At 37.4% G+C, this 18,217-nt stretch carries 9 protein-coding genes; all 9 read right to left on the bottom strand.

Annotated elements, in window-relative coordinates; all coding sequences use genetic code 11:
* Nucleotides 1–126: 126 nt before the first annotated feature.
* The 9 genes from BLT30_RS14295 to BLT30_RS14335 all read right to left on the bottom strand — a co-directional run bounded on the left by BLT30_RS14295 (nucleotide 127) and on the right by BLT30_RS14335 (nucleotide 18,187).
* The gene (locus tag BLT30_RS14295; RefSeq protein ID WP_089874208.1) at nucleotides 127–2,100 is read right to left on the bottom strand and encodes an alpha-L-arabinofuranosidase C-terminal domain-containing protein; all 1,974 of its coding nucleotides are present in this window, start codon (nucleotides 2,098–2,100) and stop codon (nucleotides 127–129) included.
* A 225-nt stretch (nucleotides 2,101–2,325) separates the two neighbouring features.
* Nucleotides 2,326–5,049 carry a T9SS type A sorting domain-containing protein gene (locus BLT30_RS14300; protein WP_089874209.1) on the bottom strand — a complete coding sequence of 908 codons (2,724 nt, stop codon included), beginning with the start codon at nucleotides 5,047–5,049 and terminating at the stop codon, nucleotides 2,326–2,328.
* A 792-nt stretch (nucleotides 5,050–5,841) separates the two neighbouring features.
* Nucleotides 5,842–8,469: a glycoside hydrolase family 3 C-terminal domain-containing protein gene (locus BLT30_RS14305; RefSeq protein ID WP_089874210.1), complete on the bottom strand. Its 2,628-nt coding sequence runs from the start codon at nucleotides 8,467–8,469 to the stop codon at nucleotides 5,842–5,844.
* A 414-nt stretch (nucleotides 8,470–8,883) separates the two neighbouring features.
* The gene (locus BLT30_RS14310) at nucleotides 8,884–9,858 is read right to left on the bottom strand and encodes an aldo/keto reductase (RefSeq protein WP_089874211.1); all 975 of its coding nucleotides are present in this window, start codon (nucleotides 9,856–9,858) and stop codon (nucleotides 8,884–8,886) included.
* A gap of 80 nt (nucleotides 9,859–9,938) precedes the next feature.
* The gene (locus BLT30_RS14315) at nucleotides 9,939–10,508 is read right to left on the bottom strand and encodes a Crp/Fnr family transcriptional regulator (RefSeq protein WP_089874212.1); all 570 of its coding nucleotides are present in this window, start codon (nucleotides 10,506–10,508) and stop codon (nucleotides 9,939–9,941) included.
* 159 nt (nucleotides 10,509–10,667) lie between these two features.
* A complete protein-coding gene (locus BLT30_RS14320; RefSeq protein WP_175487198.1) occupies nucleotides 10,668–13,193 on the bottom strand; it encodes a glycosyl hydrolase 115 family protein in 2,526 nt (841 codons plus the stop codon).
* Nucleotides 13,194–13,361: 168 nt separating this feature from the next.
* Entirely contained in the window at nucleotides 13,362–15,251 is a 1,890-nt protein-coding gene (locus BLT30_RS14325; protein WP_221405588.1) for a sialate O-acetylesterase, read from the bottom strand.
* A gap of 33 nt (nucleotides 15,252–15,284) precedes the next feature.
* Complete coding sequence (locus BLT30_RS14330; protein ID WP_089874214.1) at nucleotides 15,285–17,225, bottom strand: glycoside hydrolase family 97 protein; 1,941 nt, start codon at nucleotides 17,223–17,225, stop codon at nucleotides 15,285–15,287.
* A 35-nt stretch (nucleotides 17,226–17,260) separates the two neighbouring features.
* The gene (locus BLT30_RS14335; protein ID WP_089874215.1) at nucleotides 17,261–18,187 is read right to left on the bottom strand and encodes an alpha/beta fold hydrolase; all 927 of its coding nucleotides are present in this window, start codon (nucleotides 18,185–18,187) and stop codon (nucleotides 17,261–17,263) included.
* Nucleotides 18,188–18,217: the final 30 nt, after the last annotated feature.

Genomic DNA, 18,217 nt, shown 5'->3' on the forward strand with positions numbered 1-18,217 from the left:
ATTAAATTTTAATAAATGTTGACATTTCTCTTATTGAGAGAATAAAACAAATATAAATTTTTATTTTAAATAAATGTAAATATTACACTTAATTTTATTTTTCCTTTTATTAATGGTATTTTGCGGTTATTTTATCTTTAAAACCACGAAAGAATTGGATGGGATTTGAACAGAAAATTTCCCTTTTTTAATCACAGAATTCTCTTCCAGAGGTTTTATGTTTTCTGTTTGAAAATTATTTTCATCAGAAAGTTGTGATGCTGTTAAGGTTGTTTTAGTCAATTTGCTTCCTAATTTGATATTTTTCGGATTGATTTCAATTGATTTTTCCTGAGAATCTGTATTGACAATTTTAATAATCACTTCATTATTTTTACCGTCTTTCACCGCGGATGCAAAGAGTTGATTTTGACCTTTTACAGCATTCCCGTTTTCAGAAATTTTAATTAAATCAGTTCCTTTATTATTGGAGAATAATTTCTGAACGTAATAATTGGGCGTTGCGTAAGAATGTAAATTATTAAACCAAATTAAATCCGGTGTCCATTGCCAACCATCTGCGTGGGCAAAAAGCGGTGCATAGGAAGTCATTGTTACCACATCTGCATTTCTTTCAAGTCCTGTCATAAAAGCGGCTTCCGAAAGTGCGGTCTGCCAATTGTTTTTGTTGTCGGGTTTGACAACTCCGACTGATTGCGCAGCATATTCTCCTGCAAAAACTTTTGGTCCGGAACGGTCATAATCATCATATCTTCCGGCATTTTTTGTAAACCATTCGGGCGAATTGTAATAATGCTCATCGACAATCTGCGCATTGAGTTTTTTGAGCTCTTTCCAACCGTAATCGAAAAATTCTCCGTCAGGCGACGGTCCGCTTCCTGAAATGATTTTGATATCGGGATATTTGGCGTGAATGGCTTTTTCAAAAATCTTGTAACGCTCTATGTAATCTTCTCCCCACTGTTCGTTTCCAACGCCAATGTATTTCATATTAAATGGTTTTGGATGTCCCATTTCAGCACGGATTTTTCCCCATTTTGTACTTTCGTTTCCATTAGCAAATTCGATTAAATCCAATGCATCCTGAACGTAAGGATTTAATTCTTCCAGATGTACCAATTCTGCTGTATTGAACTGGCAAGCCATTCCGCAACTTAGAATTGGTAACGGTTCTGCTCCCAAGTCCTCGGAAAGCTGGAAATATTCATAAAAACCTAAACCGAACGACTGATAATAATCGGGAGTCAGGCGATGGGCAAATCCGGAACTCCATTTGTTGATGAGATATTCTCTGTCTGCCACATTTCCCAATGTTTTTTTCCATTGATATCTTTCTGCAAGGGTTCTACCTTCAACAATACAGCCACCCGGAAAACGTAAAAATCCCGGCTGTAAATCGTACAATTTCTGAACCAAGTCTTTTCTTAAACCTCCTTTTCTGCCTTTCCAGGTATCTTGTGGGAAAAGGGAAATCATATCCATATTTACCACGCCGTTTCCTGTAAAAGTGATTTGAAGTTTTGCTTTTTCAACTGTTTTGGAAGGTGTGAAAACCGCATTGTATTTTTGCCAACCTCCACCTTTTATGATTGTAGAAACTGAGGAAATCATTGTTCCGTTTTCATCAATCATACTTGTGTTGATGGTAGAAATATTTCCCGAAATGTTTTCTAAATTAAAACTGAAATCATATTTTTCACCTTGATGCAAACCAATTCCTCTGAATCCTTCGTTTTCCAGCACATAATTTTTGTCGTTCCAAACAGTGATTCTCGCATAGTTTTTATTGGTTTTTGATTTATCGGTTATAATCGTCAGAAAACCGGAATCCAGATTGGGAGAAAGTGTTTTTGTGTTTTGCTGTTTCCAGCCCGTCAACGGTTCATCAAGTTCAAAACTTCGGTTCTTGATTAATTCAGCATAAATTCCACCATCGGCTGCAAAATTGATGTCTTCAAAGAAAATCCCATACATCGTTGGCTGGATTTTAATGTTGGTAGATGTTCCGTCCAAATCTAAAGTAAACTTTGAGGTTTGTGCCGATGAGAATGCAACGCAGGTTGAGAGAAGAATGGTGAAAATTTTATTTTTTGTTTTCATTCTTGATGATATTATGGTTATTTTTTTTTAAGAATTGAATAATTTATCTGTCATGCAGTAATAGCAAATATAAGATTCTATTTTTAATAAATGTAAAACAAACACTTATTTTTTGTATATAGCTCTTTTTTCTTAATTCTCATTTTTTACTTTGTATAATTCTTAAAAAAGCCATTACAGAAATTCTGTGATGGCTTTATTGAAAAAAAATATTAAAGAGAAAAATTACTGTTTGATAAACTTGTTGGTTTCCGTCTTTTGGGTATTCCCAGAAAGTATATAATATACTCCAGCCGAAAGTTTGGAAACATCGATCCTATTCTTACCCGATGTTAATTTTCCTGTAAAAATCAAACTCCCTTTTGCATCAATGATTTTATATTCGGAATCCGAATTTTCGATCGTAACAAAGAGTTCGTTTTTTGCAGGATTAGGATAAATCTGTGCATTAGACCTAGTAATATCTCCAACGGCAAGTGTTTCGAATTCTAATGGCAAAAGTGAAGCTGAGTAAGTATTTTCTTCAGTAATATAAGCGCTGAACGCAGGAACAGTCTCGCTTCCGCTTGCAATTTTGTAGAATCCGGTAGTTCCACTCACAGTTTTAAGGACATAGCCCCCTATATAAGCTTTTATTGTGCTGTAATCTGCATTGAACTGATTAAAAACAATCGCTTTCGGCGTAGAAACAGTGCCAGACCCAGTGAATACAAACGTGCCGTTTCCGTTAACCAATACTGGCGTGTTTGCTAGAATTTTACCATTAGTAACTGCAGTACATAACACCTTAGATGATGAAGGCAGCATATTGTAGGCTTGTACACCACTTGGCACATTAGCTTCAAAAGGAAGTACGATCACGGCATATCCACTCAATGTTTTTGTGTATGATGCGGCAGTTGCAGTAAAAGCAGAAGGTGCATTAAAATCACCGCCCTGGTCGGACAATTCCAATGATGCGGCAACAGTTCCTGAAACAACATTTGTATTGGCTGATTTGGAAGAACCTGTACGGAATCCCGAATCACTACTGACATAAAAGATACTGTTTGAATTGGCCATTTTGCTTTTCCAGTCAGCCGACGTATTGATACCTGTTGTACCGGTGAAATCCAATGAAGTATAATAGGTATTTTCGTAAACATCCATCAGATTGCTATCGCCATCTGAGTAAACGCCTGCAAATTTCATAGCTTTCTCATTTGAAATTGCGAAATAAACATCTCCGAAATTGAATGTCAGAATAGAACTGAAATTGCCATTTCTAAGTCCGATAATTCCTTTGCAACCTGTTGTAAGAACAGCTCTGGAGATATCAAATGTCAAATCAAAATTAGAAGAACCTGACGACGGCAAGTTAACCGTTCCATAATTATAAGATTTTACAACGCCTGCATTATCAACATAATATAGGGTTGTATTGGATGAAGTCGCCAGATTGCTCGTCGTATAACTATTAACGTGGAAAACCAGTTTGTTGTAACGGTCATCCAAACTGATGTATCCATTAGCATCTGTCATATTGGAGCTGATCAGCGGCGTCGAATTATACAAAGTAGCCGTCTTGCCGCTTAGTTGGTAAATTGTACCGAATGCAGGGTTGGTAACAGATTGGGTTTCAATTTTTGAGTAGTTAATATCCTGACCGGTCATATTGGAAACTTCTCTGATATTACTTTTATCAAAAACAAAAGTTATAACACTTGATGGATTGACCTGAATGGTAGGACGGAAAGTTTCTGTAAAATTCTGATTGGAAGAAACCATATTAGAAGTTTCGTTGGTCATGATCTTCTGCGCAGACGTTGTATAGAATGGCAAATCTACTTTCAGCGTATAAGCATTTGCCGATGAATTTAATACCATCAGCGTTACCTTATCCCCGGAATCATTGATGTATGCAGAACCCTGCATCGAGCCCTGGTCGCTCCAGATGGCATCCAGTCTTTTTGAGCCAGTAGTATATTTTGCAAAATGAGAAAGGATGTAGCCACGCTTGGTAATTTCGCCAGCTACAGTTCCATATAGACCATCGCCCATCATCCCGTAATATCTTTTCGTAGCATAATGGATCCAGGCATTCCCTCCGCCTACCAATACATCATTAACGCTCTTCGCAAAGTCAAATGCATCGGTATTCCAAGAAAAATTCCTTGTGCCGCCATTAGAGTTCCAGTTGATCAGAAACTCTGTCATCCAGATTTCTTTGTTCGTATTCAGGAAACCTTTGTATGCAGAACCTATCCCGCCATATTGATGTCCTGCATAGATTTCAAATTTTGGTAATACATCCGCCGCAAGAAGTGCATTGGCGTAATTGTTTGACATTCCCACAGTTTCCGGTGCAATGATCTTACAACTAATAACATCTGAATAATTTTTCAGAAAATTGGTCATCTGGGTGGTTGTCCATGTACATCCAGCATAGTCTACAACATAATCCGGTTCGTTTTGCAGAGAGATACCTTCCAACTCCACACCATTATTTCTTAGATAAACGACAAAGTCATTCAGATAATTCGCAAAATCCCCATAATGTTCAGGTTTCAGAAAACCTTCTACCCCATTATAGGTTCCTGCATCATTGCCATTGGTTTTCCAAATAGCTGGCGGCGACCAAGGGCTAGCAAAAATCTTCAGACCTAAAGATTGGGCCAATTGAGCAGTTTCCAATGCAACTGACCAATTTTCCTGAGTAGTAGGAATATAGATCCTCATGATGTTGTAGCCCGCTTCGCTACCCGCTCCCCACATTTTCTGGATCTCTGCAGAAGTCATGTGGTTGTAGGCAAACTGAGGACTACATACAAATCCTCCAAATCCGGTAATTTTCTGTCTCGGTGTTGCATCGATACGAACTTTCGGAGTTTGAGCAATTAAATGAAAAGTGGATAAAACAATTGCAAAAAATGTGATTCTTCTAATTGATGTAGTAATAAATTTGTTCATAACATAAAGTTTTATTTTTAATGATTCTTTGAATTTTTAAAAAGATTATCAGCAACTTTCTCCTCTCTAAAAAACATAATACGATAGCTGATGCAATTTGAATAAATGCATCTTTAATGAAGTTTTAAAAAGTTATTGAAGAGTTAGAGTATAAAATCAGTTTTTTAAAATCTGACTAAAACCAAATAGTAGATTTTTTCAGTCTTAAAATTGTCATACTATTTTAAAGAGTAAATTATCGGCGTTCATATTAATTTTAAATTAGATATTATTATAACCGAATATAATAAAAATATTCAACATTAAACCAATTAACATACGAATAAATCAAATAAAATACAATTTTTAAACAAAATACACAACGAATAAATACAGTTATTTAATGAATAGCTTATCATTAAATTAATAATTAGTTAACATTAAAATGTTCTGTTAAAGAAATTTTGCCGATGCAAATATTATTATCGATAAACAAAAAATAATCATGATATATGATAAGGATCACACTAATTTATTTGTAAAAATTATCTAAAAAATATATTATTTGTAATAAAAAAAATCTTTTTATGTCACAATTTCCAATTGATCTGTTACGAAAAAAGCATATGAACTTACTTAATTGTTATATATTGAAAAATATTTGGCTCTTATCTTTATTTTCTCTAGTGAAAATCAATTAAAATTCAATCTGTAGAGTCATATTCAAATTGATGTATAAATAGAAAACCCTTCCATATTTAGAAGGGCAGCTAATTTAGAATCGGCTGGATATAAATTAGATCCATTTACATTTTATTTCACTTTCAGCTGAAAGCTTTTCAATCCGGATTCGTCGGAGGTTCCGCCATAGAAAATGGTGTAATCTCCTGATTTTGGAGCCAAATCATCTACTTTTTCATCATAAAATGTAAATGAATCTTTAGAAATCGATAATTGGATATTTTTTGTTTCCTTAGATTTAATCAAAACTCTTTCGAAAGCTCTCAAAGTCTTTACTGGTGCTGACGCATCATTATTTCTTTTCACATACACCTGAACCACTTCTTCACCATCTCTTTCCGAGGTATTGGTAACAGGAATTGTGATCGTAATATTTTCATTGGAATTGATGGTATTTTTGTTCAGTTCAGCATTTCCATAAATAAATTTTGAATAACTCAGTCCATGTCCAAATGCGTATAAAGGTTTTTCAGTCATGTAACGATATGTTCTTCCCTGCATATCGTAATTTTCAAAACCCTGATGCTTGCTGGTTTTTGAAAGATTATTATCAAGCTGTTCCAGATTTTTGTAAAATGTAATCGGCAATCTTCCGGACGGATTGTAATCCCCCGCTAAAACCTCTGCAACCGCAGTTCCGCCGGATTGTCCGCCATACCATGCATTGATAAGCGCATCGTAATTTTTTTCATCCTGCGCTAAACCAAGTGAGCTTCCCGTACAAAGGACAAAAACAACAGGTTTTCCTGTTTTTCTTAATTCCGCTAACAGTTCACGTTGAACCTTAGGAAGGTCGATGGAAGTTTTATCGCCACCTTTGAAACCTTCTGCATTCACCATCATTTCTTCACCTTCCAGACTTGGAGAAAGCCCGCCTGCAAAAACAATGACGTCTGCATCTTTCACTTTTTCCCTTACGGCAGCGAAATTGACAGGGTCTTTTCTGTAGACGTCAAATGTGATGTTTACATATTTTCCCTTTTGGGTGTGGTGCAACTCAATCTGATATTCTTTACCTTTCTCCATTTTTATAGGAAATTCCGAAGGATGTCTTGCATCGGGACCTTTTCTGGTTGCAATTTCTTTTCCATCAACTAAAAGTATGTAAACATCTGATGTTGAAGGTGAAAGAATCACATCGCCCGTGTAAGGACTTTTGAATACGCCTGAAATAATCGCCGACGTATTTTCTCTTCCTACATTGGGAGCAAGCTGAGTTCCGCCAAAACTGTTGTAGTTGATTCCTGTTTTATTGACAGAAATATTGGCAGATTTCCCCTTGAATTCATTGTTGTTAAAAAACTCTACTTTCATTCCTTTCTCACCGTTTTTCTGACTTAAAAAGTTTTGGTAAAGAGAGGTTCTGGAAGATGGGTCGGCGACTTCGGTTCCTTTTTCATAAATGATTTCAGCGTTTGGAAATTTGGTTTTGATTCCGTCCAAAATCGTTACGATGGATGAAGGTGTTCCGTTATAATTTCCCAACTGCATCAATCCGTCATCGGCGTTTGGACCGACAACAACAATTTTTTTGATATTTTTATTTAAAGGCAAAATATTATTCTCATTTTTCATCAGAACAATAGATTTCTGAGCCATTTTTAAAGCCTGTTTTTTATGCTCTTCAGAATCCACAACAGTATATGGAATGGAGTTCCAGTGAACGGAAGATTTTGGGTCGAGCATTCCCAACTCAAACCAGCCTTTCAGAATTCGTCGCATCGAAATATCGAGGTCTTTTTCTGTGATTAATCCGCTTGCGAGAGATTTGTTGAGATTGTTGTACGTGTCGCCACACTCTAAATCTGTAGAATGTTTCAGGGCGTCTGCGGCGGTAGTTTTTTCGTCAGGATGTGTTCCGTGGTACTGTTTCTGATAGAAATCTGCCAAAGCCCAGCAATCGGAAACAACCATTCCATCGTAGTTCCATTTTCCACGGAGAATTTCTGTCAGCAAAGTATTGTTGGCGCAGCACGGCTGTCCGTCGAATGCATTGTACGCACACATCACTTCCCTTACATTTCCTTCCAAAACCAATGCTTTGAAAGCCGGAAGATAAGTTTCGTACAAATCTCTTTTGGAAACTTCGGCGTTGTAAGAATGGCGGTTCCATTCCGGGCCGCTGTGAACGGCGAAATGTTTGGCACAGGCGTGGGTTTTGAAATATTTTGGGTCGTTTCCCTGCAAACCTTTTACCGCAGCAACGCCCAAAACAGAAGTCAAAAATGGGTCTTCACCGTATGTTTCCTGACCTCTTCCCCATCTGGGGTCGCGGAAAATATTGATGTTTGGCGTCCAAAATGTAAGTCCTTCGTAACGCCCGGTTTTCTGGGATTCATCAAACGATTTGTTGTATTTTGCCCTGGCTTCGTCAGAAATCATTTCAAAAGTTTTGAGATGTTCCGGAACGTCCCAAGTCGCTGCCATTCCGATGGCTTGAGGAAAAACAGTGGCTGTTCCAGCCCTTGCAATACCGTGAAGCGCCTCATTCCACCAGCCGTAACCGGGAATATCCAATCTGGGAACTGCTTTAGAATTATCCATCATCATTCCGATTTTTTCATCAACCGTCAATAACCTGAGAAGATTTTCGATTCTCTGCTCGACCGGAAGTTTGGGGTTCTGGAACGGATATTTGAAATTCTGTGCAGGTGAGAAAGCGCAGATGAAGAATGATAAAGAAAACAGGACTTTTTTCATTAGAGTTTATTTAGAATATCATCGAAATATCAAATTAGTTTCAAATAGAGAATTTCGATACTCGGTTGATAACAAATATAACATTCTATTTTTAATAAATGTATTGTTGACACTTAATTTGTCTGACAATTTTAAACCTATTTATATTTTAAGTTTAATATGTAAATCCGTTTTCGACATATTGCTGATAAATCTAATGGTTTTTCGTCCTCAGGAATCAAAATGGCTTTATTTCTGCGTGTTGAAATTCTTACGGAATGACAAAATGCCGCTGAAATTAATTATTTGTTATCAGACATAAATTTTAAAATAAACGAAACAGAAAAACCATCAGAAATCCGATGGTCTTTAATTATTATTTATTTTGATTATACCTTTGAAATTTCAAGAAAAGCTTGGTGATAACAAAATCAATCATTTTCTTTCTGCCGTATCCCGAATCTGTGCAGGATATCTTTCGCCAACAATTTTAATGGTCGCCAAAGCCGAATTTATTTCCTTCAATTCGTCATTTGTCAATACAACGTTTGTCGCACCAATATTTTCCTGTAGACGATGTAATTTTGAAGTTCCCGGAATTGGAACAATGAATGATTTTTGAGCCAACAACCAACCCAATGCAATTTGAGCAGGTGTTGCGTTTTTATCTGTCGCAATGGAAACAACTAAATCTACCAAAGCTTGGTTTGCCTCCCGGTTTTCTTTACTGAAACGCGGCAGCATATTTCTGGTATCGTCTTTAGCCAATTCCACATCTGCGTTGATTGTTCCTGTCAGAAAACCTTTTCCCAACGGGCTGAAAGGAACAAAACCAATTCCTAATTCTTCCAATACAGGTATGATTTCGTTTTCAGGCTCGCGATAAAACATAGAATATTCACTTTGCAAAGCCGTTATTGGCAGAACAGAATTTGCTTTACGAATGGTTTCTGCATTGGCTTCCGAAAGTCCGAAATGTTTTACTTTTCCCTCTTGTATCAAACCTTTTACGGTTCCTGCAACGTCTTCAATAGGCACATTCGGGTCGGGTCTGTGTTGATAAAACAAATCAATAACATCTGTTCTCAATCTTTTTAAAGATGCTTCGGCAACTGCTTTGATATTTTCCGGACGACTGTCCAATCCTTGTCCTCCGTCTCCATTTTTGAATCCAAATTTTGTAGCGATGACAACTTCATTACGCAACGGTTCGAGCGCCTCACCAACTAAAAGTTCGTTTTCGCCATAACCTTGTGCCGTGTCGAAGAAAGTAATTCCGTTTTCAACTGCCGAACGAATCAGCTTTATGCTTTCGTCTTTTGCCGGTGCGTTTGGAAAACTTAATCCCATACAGCCAAAGCCCAATGCAGATACTTCTAAACCTTCTTTTCCTAATTTTCTTTTGTTCATTTTTATTGATTTTAAATTTTGATAAAACAAAGTTGGTTCAATAAAAAATGAATGGATTTGTCATTTGGCAAAAAGTGATTTTAACGGATATTTTTTCTTATCCTGCTCAATGAAGACTGCGTAATTCCAAGATAAGAAGCGATATAGGATAAAGGAACACGATTGACCAAGGTTGGAAATTTCTGAACAAAATCAAGATAGCGTTCCGCTCCATCCTGCGAAACCAGTTCGCTTCTCCTGATGATTTTTTCACTATGATGTTTGGCGACTATTTTTTGAATAATTTTATCCCAATTTATTATTGTCTGGGAGATTTCTTTCCAATCCTGTCTTGAAAAAACAATCAATCTGCATTCTGTTATAGCTGACAAATATTCAGACGGTGTATAAATTTCGTCGATTGTATTTCCTGATAAAATCAAATGATTTTCATCAATGAAATATCTTGTAATTTCTTCGCCCTTATTATTGTAATAGAAAACCCGAATAACGCCGTCGATTAGGAATCCAATCTGTTTCACAGTCTTTCCGGCCTCCCAATAGAATTCATCTTTTCGGAGTTCTATTTCTTTGGCTTTGCTTTTTATGAAATCCAGTTGTTGCTTGTTCAGATTATCAAATTGCAAGATATAATCAATCAATTTTTCCATTTGATAAAATTACAAATAGTTGTTCATCATGTATTTGACATTTGGCAAAAAATGTGATTTGACAATTTAAAATCGACAGAATTTTTAAATAAAGATATCAGCTTCATTCAAAATTATATTAATAAAAAACCACCAGAAATCTGATGGCTTTTATGATTATTAGTTTGAATATTCACTTTCCGGCGCTCCGAGATAACTTGGTTTCAGTCCGCCTGTGTTGATTAATATTTTTTCTAAGACAATTCCCGGCTCCAGAACACGGAATCGTAACGTATGTTTTCCAGGTTGGGAAATCTGATGTTTCGTTATAGACTTAATGATATGCTCAGACTGCCATCTTCCTAACTCTCCTCTGTAATGACCATTGAAATTGACAATCTGCGGCGTTCCGCCATCAAAGGAAATCTCATAACGCAATCCTTTATTATGATTGAAATTCAAAGTCGGAGCTAATAACAACTGCACTTCAAATTCACCTTTGGATTCAAAATTCATATCATATTCCAGATAAATATTTTCATCAGCTTTCGGATAAGCATTTTGTGGAAAGGTTGTTACTCCGGATTTTGTTTTCCCGAAATCAGGAATCACTTCCCAATGGATTCGGTCTGAATTATTCATTCTGGCAAAATTTTCAGCTTCTATGGAAACATAACCGTTTTTCTCCTGAAACACTTTTTCTTTCGGAACTTCAGACTCAGAAACACGGGTAACTTCGGGCATTATATTTTCTTTTCCGTCAAACCAGGCTTTGTATCCTATTCTCATCTGGTCCATCATATGCTGCCATTTTCCGCCGGCAATGACGTTGTTATAATGATTGTCGAGATAAGCATTTCTATCAAAACATTCTTTGACTTTATCGGCATAGACATTAGCTTCAACATCTTTTTTAGCAGCCAATTCCCTGTTTTTGACAACAGCATAATACATTTCATACAGATTGCTGCACGCATCAATCGGATATAAAATCAGCTGAAAATAGGCATCCTGATATTCTGCCGGAATCTTCTCTTTCAAACGTAAAGCTTCTAATGCCAAAGACCTGTAATCATTCACAACCGTTTCAAATTCATTATAATTTTCCAAGCTGTAGGTTTTCCAATCCAGTGTCTCAGGTGTTACCCGACGGTTATATTTTGAATAAAGATTAATCATTCCGGCAATTTCTTTGGCGTTCTTTTCTCCAAATTGCTGTGCAGCCCATTTTTCGGTATATTCCAAAAGATTTTTTGAATTGAATTGTTTCGGATTCCAGGCCATTTCCAGGAAAAAGCTGATTGGGAATTCCATCGGCTTCAAATCTCCGACATTTACAACCCAAACTTTATCCACTTTATGTTCGTAGGAAAGATTCATCTGTTCCCAAACTCTCTGAATCGGACTGATATTAATCCATTTTGAATTTCTCGGTCCGCCCACATAATCAAAGTGGTAATACATACCGTAACCGCCTTTGTGTAAAGGTTTTGAAAGGTCCGGAAGTTTTCTCACATTTCCCCAGTTATCATCACAGAACAACAGAATAACATCGTCCGGAACGCGCATTCCTTTGTCGTAATAATCCTGAACTTCTTTGTACAAAGCCCAAACCTGAGGCGTTTTCTCCGCTTTTTTTCCTGTTACGTCAGTAATAATTTTTCGCTGGTCTTTTACGATTTTTTCAAGTAATGAGATATTAGTTCCCTCTCCCATCGCTTCATCGCCGTCGCCGCGCATTCCTACTGTGACTAATTTTTCCCAGTTTTTGCTTCTTTCAAGTCCTAATTTCCAGAATTCCTGCAAAACTTTCTCATTTTTGGAATAATCCCAGACATTCGGAAGATTATTTTTTTTGATGTATCGGTGCCAATCGGTTTGAGCCTGAGCCATCGGTTCGTGGTGCGAAGTTCCCATAATGATTCCCATTTCGTTGGCTAAAGGTCCGTTCAAAACGTCATCATCATAAAACGCTTTTCCCCACATTGCTGGCCAGATGTAATTACCCTTCATTCGCAAAATCAGTTCAAAAACTTTTTCGTAAAATTTAGAATTAATTCCTCCAAAAGTAGCTCTCGCCCATCCTCCCAGCGAAGGTTCTTCATCATTCAGGAAAATGCCACGATATTCTACCGAAGGTTCTCCGTCGGTGTAAATTCCTTTTTTAAAGTATAGATTTTCTTTTTTCTCAACCGGAACATCCGCCCAGTAATACCAAGGTGAAACCCCGATTTGCTGGGACATTTCGTAAATTCCGTAAATTGTTCCGCGTTTGTCGCTTCCTGCAATTACAATCGCTTCGGAAACGCCGGGAAACGGATTGCTGATATTTTGAATGATAAATTTTTCATTCTTTCCTTTGATTGAATTTCCATCAATTTTTTTAGCTTTGATTAAAGCATCAATGGTCTTGCTTTTCCCAACTTCACCAATAATGATGAGCATTCCGTTCGCTCCGGAACTTTGGGAAATAAGAGCAGGCTGAACCCCTGTTACTTTCTGAAAATCAGATTGAAGGTCTGCAACCGCACGCAGAATTCCTTTATCCGAATCGCTATCCGAAAACAGCATCAAACCTGAATTATGTTCTTTCAACACAACCGAGTTTTCCGTTTTAGTAAAAGAAATAAAAGGGTCGGCGGCTTTTACCATCGTTGTAAAAACCAACGTTATCAAAAGAGAAAAACAGTTAAAAATCGTCTTCATAATCAATATTTTATGAGTATTTTATTTTAATATTTACTGATTTTTAGTCAGACTTTGAAATTTTGAACACTAAGTTCACAAAGTTTTTATTTTAAAAAAGAATTGTTTTGAGGCTCACAAAGCCGCTATCGCTTATAAAAAGTGCACTATCAGTTTAATTATAAAAACCTACCAATCATCCGTTCTGAATGGCGGCGCCAGCAAACCTTCTTTATTTTGCAGATTGGCATCTTCGGGATTATTGCTCCACGCATATCGTACTGCAACCGGATTTTTGATTTCCTTGCTGGTTACAATGACTGTGTTGCCTTTAATTTTTGCTTCAGCCCAGACAAATTTTTTTTCGCTTCCGGCAATTGCAAAATGTTTCAGATTTCCTGTTTTACTTTGAAGGCCACTTCCAACATTGTCAAACGAAAGGATAATATCTGAATTTTCCACCTTCATCGATTTGAAAACAGGGCCGCTACTTACCAATTTTTCACCATACACCAATTTTCGGGCAGCCAGAAACAGACGTTTTGCCATATCTTTTTTATTGAGAGGGTGAATGTCATTCCATTCGCCAATATCGTAATTGACACTCATTGCCGTGTACGGAACCGTCTGTGACGTTTTAAACTGAGCCTCACGAATTCCTGCCCATCCGCTTGGCGCATTCGGGTCGTTTGTTTTTTCCATAAAATTGGGAAGCTGAACCAATAAAAAAGGCATCTGATTCCATTGAAATACGTCCCGCCAATTTTCAATAAGATTTTTCAGCAAACCTGCATAATCTTCTGATTGACCGGCATTGCTTTCGCCCTGATACCAGATAGCACCACGAACTTTGTAATCCCGAATCGGATAAATCATTCCGTTGTACAATCCGGAAGGTGTGCTTCTCAGGTTTTTCAGTTTTGATTTATATTCTTCATCTTTGCTTGTATCTCTCCCGATATTATATTTCCATTCGCCCGTCAAATCAACGGTAACACCGTCTCCGACAACTTTATACGGTTTATCGGCTACAAATTCTCCGTTTCCGAAGTTGGAAGTCAGCTGAATGGCAACCGTATTTTTTCCCTGTTTTAAAATTCCACCCGGAATGTCATATTTTCTTGGTGGATACATGTATGAAGTAGAGCCTACGAATTTTCCATTCACAAAAACCGAATCGCTGTCCACCATTACTCCCAAATACAGACGGGCAAATTTTCCATCCATTGACGCAGGAAGTTCAAAGTTTTTTCGAAACCAGACCGTTCCTTTTGCGCGGATTCCATTATCTTTCCATTTTCCGGGAACTTTTGCCTTTTCCCAATTCCCGTCGTTAAAATCCTTTTGATTCCAAAGATTTCTTCCCTGGTCCAGTTTTGAAGAATTAAATGCTGATAATGCCTGTTTATCAATAATATCATCAGGAAAATTCTTGAGATGCTCCTGACTGACCCAACTCTGAATTGCCGAACCACCCAAACTGGAAACCAGCATTCCCTGCGGAATATTGGTGTGTTCATACGCTTCCACCGCATAGAAATACGCAAAGGCCGTCCAATTCATTACTTCCGAAGCGGTTCCGGTAAACCATTTCCCGCCTGATGCTATATTTTCCCGCACAGATTCCACAGTGTTCTGTGTAGGAACTTTAAAGTAGCGGATTTTATTAAAATCAGAAACATTAATCTCCGGAAAACGGTCTATCAACCGTGCAATAGGCGTTTCCATATTGGACTGCCCGGAAGCTAGCCAGACATCTCCCACCAGAATATCCCGAATCGTAATTTCGTTAATTTCCATCACAAACGGTCCTCCTGCTTTCTGTGGTTTCAATTGGACTGACCATTTCCCGTTTTTGTTCGGTGATGTATTGTAGGTTTCATTCCGGAATTTAATGGTAATATTTTCACCATTATCTGCCCAACCCCAAATTTTAAGCTCGACATCACGTTGTAAAACCATTTTATCACTTACCAAATCAGGAAGTTTTATTTTCCCGAAAGACAATTGATGACTAAGGACCATCATCGAAAAGACAATTTTAAAAACCGTGGAGAATTTGAAATTTCTGATTTCCATTTTGAGATTTATTTTTCGGGTTAAAATGAAATATTAATGAATTACAAATCCGCCTTTGGATTGAATTTCTATTTTGAGTTCTCCGTTTTTGCCAACAGTAATTGTTTTTTCAGAAGTCTCCCCTTTCGAATCATCATTGATGAATCTAACCGACTTTCCGGCAAGCATCGGAAATTTTAAAGTAAGCTTCTGAACAGCATTTTCAGCGTTCACACCGGCAACAAACCATTGATTCTGATGTCTTCTGGCAATCACAGAATATTTCCCCGGATATCCGTCGATGAACACCGTTTCGTCCCAAAGCGTCGGAACTTCTTTCATAAAATCGAGCTGGAATTTCGGTGCGTCGCTCAGGTTATTCGGCATTACACCAAACATCTGAACCGGATTTTGAAACAGAACAGCCGTTGCCAGCTGGAAACCATCTGTTGTGTATCTTTTATTTTTATCCTTGTTGGATTTTGTCAAATATTTATTTAGGAAAGTCCCGCCAAATTCCATACTTCCGACCGTGTTTCTGATGAACGGATGTAATGTTGCGAAAAAAGCTTCTTGTTTGCGGACGTCTTCTGAAAAATACAGCATTTCAGACGCCAGGACGGCTTCACTTCCGGCGTAGTTCGGGTACATTACTTCCCAGCCTCTCGGCAACGTTGTACCATGGAAAATGATGAACAAACCATAATCATTTGCATCTGACATAATATCTTCATATAACCTCATCGTCTCCTGCTTGTCACCACCGAAGAAATCGACCTTAAGTCCTTTAATACCGACTTCTTTCAGCCATTTCATTTCCTGTTTTCTTGCAATAGAGGTGTTCATCTTATTTCTTGGTGTCTGTGGCGCATCATTGAAAGCTCCGTTGGAATTATACCAAAGCATCACATCCACATTTTTTGATTTTGCATAATCAACAAGCTTTTTCAGGCGTTCTTTTCCGATGTTGGTATCCCACGTTGCGTCCATCAGTATGAATTCGTATTTCAGGGAAGCGGCCAAATCAATAAAGGTTTTCTGGTCGTCATAATTCATACTTTGGTCTTGCCAGAGAATCCAGCTCCAGGTAGATTTACCGAACTGATATTTTTGCGAAGGCTCGTACAGCGGCTCAACGGCATCGAACGGAATGGTGGTTTCTACAATTGGTTTTAAAGAATTCCCGACCGTAATGGTTCTCCAAGGCGTTTTGGCAGGAAGCGAAATCGCCGCACCTGTACTTCCAAAGCCATTATTTTCTGCAGCATTCGGAAAGGCAACTGTATAAAGGTTTTTTTCGGAAGTGGTGTCAAGATGCGAAGCGACATACTGCGAATCCACTCCCGTTTCCGAAAGTAAAACCCAACCGTTATCGCCTATGCGAAACAGTCCTGGGAACACATATCCGTATTCTGATTTTTTTCCCAATTCTCCATCGGCAACATATCCGCTTTCGTAGCTGATAGCTGTTCTTGCAAAGCCCGTCATCGGCTTCATCATATTGGACAGAAAGCTTTTGGTGTTCGACGGAAAACGGTAACCTGTTGCTTCTTCATCAATCACCGCACTCATTGTTTCCCCCTGAATTGGAATCAAATACCGGAACGCAACATTATTATTGCTCACCTGAAATTCGACATCCATTTTTTTTCCGGAAGCCGTTTCAAACGAACAAATCATAACATTCGCATCGTATTGCACCTGAGATTTTTTTATTTTTTCATTGGAATAATTTTTACTGATTTTATCTTTTTTAGAGTTAATAAATTTCATTCCTTTTGTAAAATCCTCAACATTGGATTTGAAACCGAGTGGAGATTTTTCCAGCATCGTTTTATTATTGTAAAATACTGAATATAAAGGAACTCCTCCATTATTTGTTAGCTCCATTTTTAATTTTTCATCCGGACTTACAACGACTGCATCTTGTCCGTACGTGAAACTTGTAAACCCGAGTAAAAAACTGAATCCTGTAAACTTTAAAAACTTTTTCATTATTACTTTTATTAGCTAATATTATTGATATTACTTTATTTCTTCTGAAGTTTATATTTTTTGACATAAGCTTTTATCGCTTTATCAAGATCTTTTTGATTTTCTAAAAAAGGCATATGTCCAACATCAGATCTCCACAACATCATTTTAGGAAATTTTATTTTTTTATAATGATCGGGACCAACCATCCAATCACTTTTACCGTAGAAAAAAAGCACAGGAACTTTTACATTGCCAGCATCTTTTCTGAAGTCTTTCCAATAATCTTCGATGGAAAGCGCGACATTGCTAAAACTATTATTCCAGTTAGTAATTTCACGGTAACTTGAGTTCATCAGATTATCACTTTCCGGTGATGCAAATGCCATTTTCCAGCGTACTTTTTCATCATCCATCTTTTTGCCCACTTCCATCATTTTTTTTAATAATATCTCTGGAGACGTATTTTCCTGTAACGGATTCATCTTTTCACCCGCCAGTTCGGATGCTTTTGGAATCCAACTGTTACAAAAACTATCTTTCATACTGAGCGTGCAGTTGACCATCATCATACCTTTTATGCTCTGAGGATATTTTTCCACATACGCCATCTGAAGTATTCCGCCAAAAGAATGTCCGATTGTCAGCCATTCTTTTATTCCCAAAGCATTTCTTACTTCTTCAAAATCCTGAAGCATTCTGTCCAGAGAATAATTTTTATCAGCCGGAGATGATGATCTGCTCACACCTCTCTGGTCTAAATAAATCATTTGAAAGTTTTTTTCTAATTCGCTTCCATAAAATTTTTCAAGCCAATAACTCCCTGATCCCGGACCTCCGTGAAGATATAAGCAAGGCGTGCCCTTTCCTTTTACATTCACGTATAATTTTACACCGTCAGAAGTCACAATCTCTCTTTTCTGTGCTTTATAAAATGTTGCCAAAAGAATGACTAAGAAAAATAATAATTTTGAAGTTTTCATATTTAGTGTGGTTTTATTTCAATTCCGACA

The sequence above is a fragment of the Epilithonimonas hungarica genome, assembly GCF_900102265.1.
Classification (GTDB): Bacteria; Bacteroidota; Bacteroidia; order Flavobacteriales; family Weeksellaceae; genus Epilithonimonas; species Epilithonimonas hungarica.

Excerpts from the sequence above, each read along its gene's own strand:
- BLT30_RS14295 (WP_089874208.1), bottom strand. The coding sequence starts at position 2,100 with ATGAAAACAAAAAATAAAATTTTCACCATTCTTCTCTCAACCTGCGTT.
- BLT30_RS14300 (WP_089874209.1), bottom strand. The coding sequence starts at position 5,049 with ATGAACAAATTTATTACTACATCAATTAGAAGAATCACATTTTTTGCA.
- BLT30_RS14305 (WP_089874210.1), bottom strand. The coding sequence starts at position 8,469 with ATGAAAAAAGTCCTGTTTTCTTTATCATTCTTCATCTGCGCTTTCTCA.
- BLT30_RS14310 (WP_089874211.1), bottom strand. The coding sequence starts at position 9,858 with ATGAACAAAAGAAAATTAGGAAAAGAAGGTTTAGAAGTATCTGCATTG.
- BLT30_RS14315 (WP_089874212.1), bottom strand. The coding sequence starts at position 10,508 with ATGGAAAAATTGATTGATTATATCTTGCAATTTGATAATCTGAACAAG.
- BLT30_RS14320 (WP_175487198.1), bottom strand. The coding sequence starts at position 13,193 with ATGAAGACGATTTTTAACTGTTTTTCTCTTTTGATAACGTTGGTTTTT.
- BLT30_RS14325 (WP_221405588.1), bottom strand. The coding sequence starts at position 15,251 with ATGGAAATCAGAAATTTCAAATTCTCCACGGTTTTTAAAATTGTCTTT.
- BLT30_RS14330 (WP_089874214.1), bottom strand. The coding sequence starts at position 17,225 with ATGAAAAAGTTTTTAAAGTTTACAGGATTCAGTTTTTTACTCGGGTTT.
- BLT30_RS14335 (WP_089874215.1), bottom strand. The coding sequence starts at position 18,187 with ATGAAAACTTCAAAATTATTATTTTTCTTAGTCATTCTTTTGGCAACA.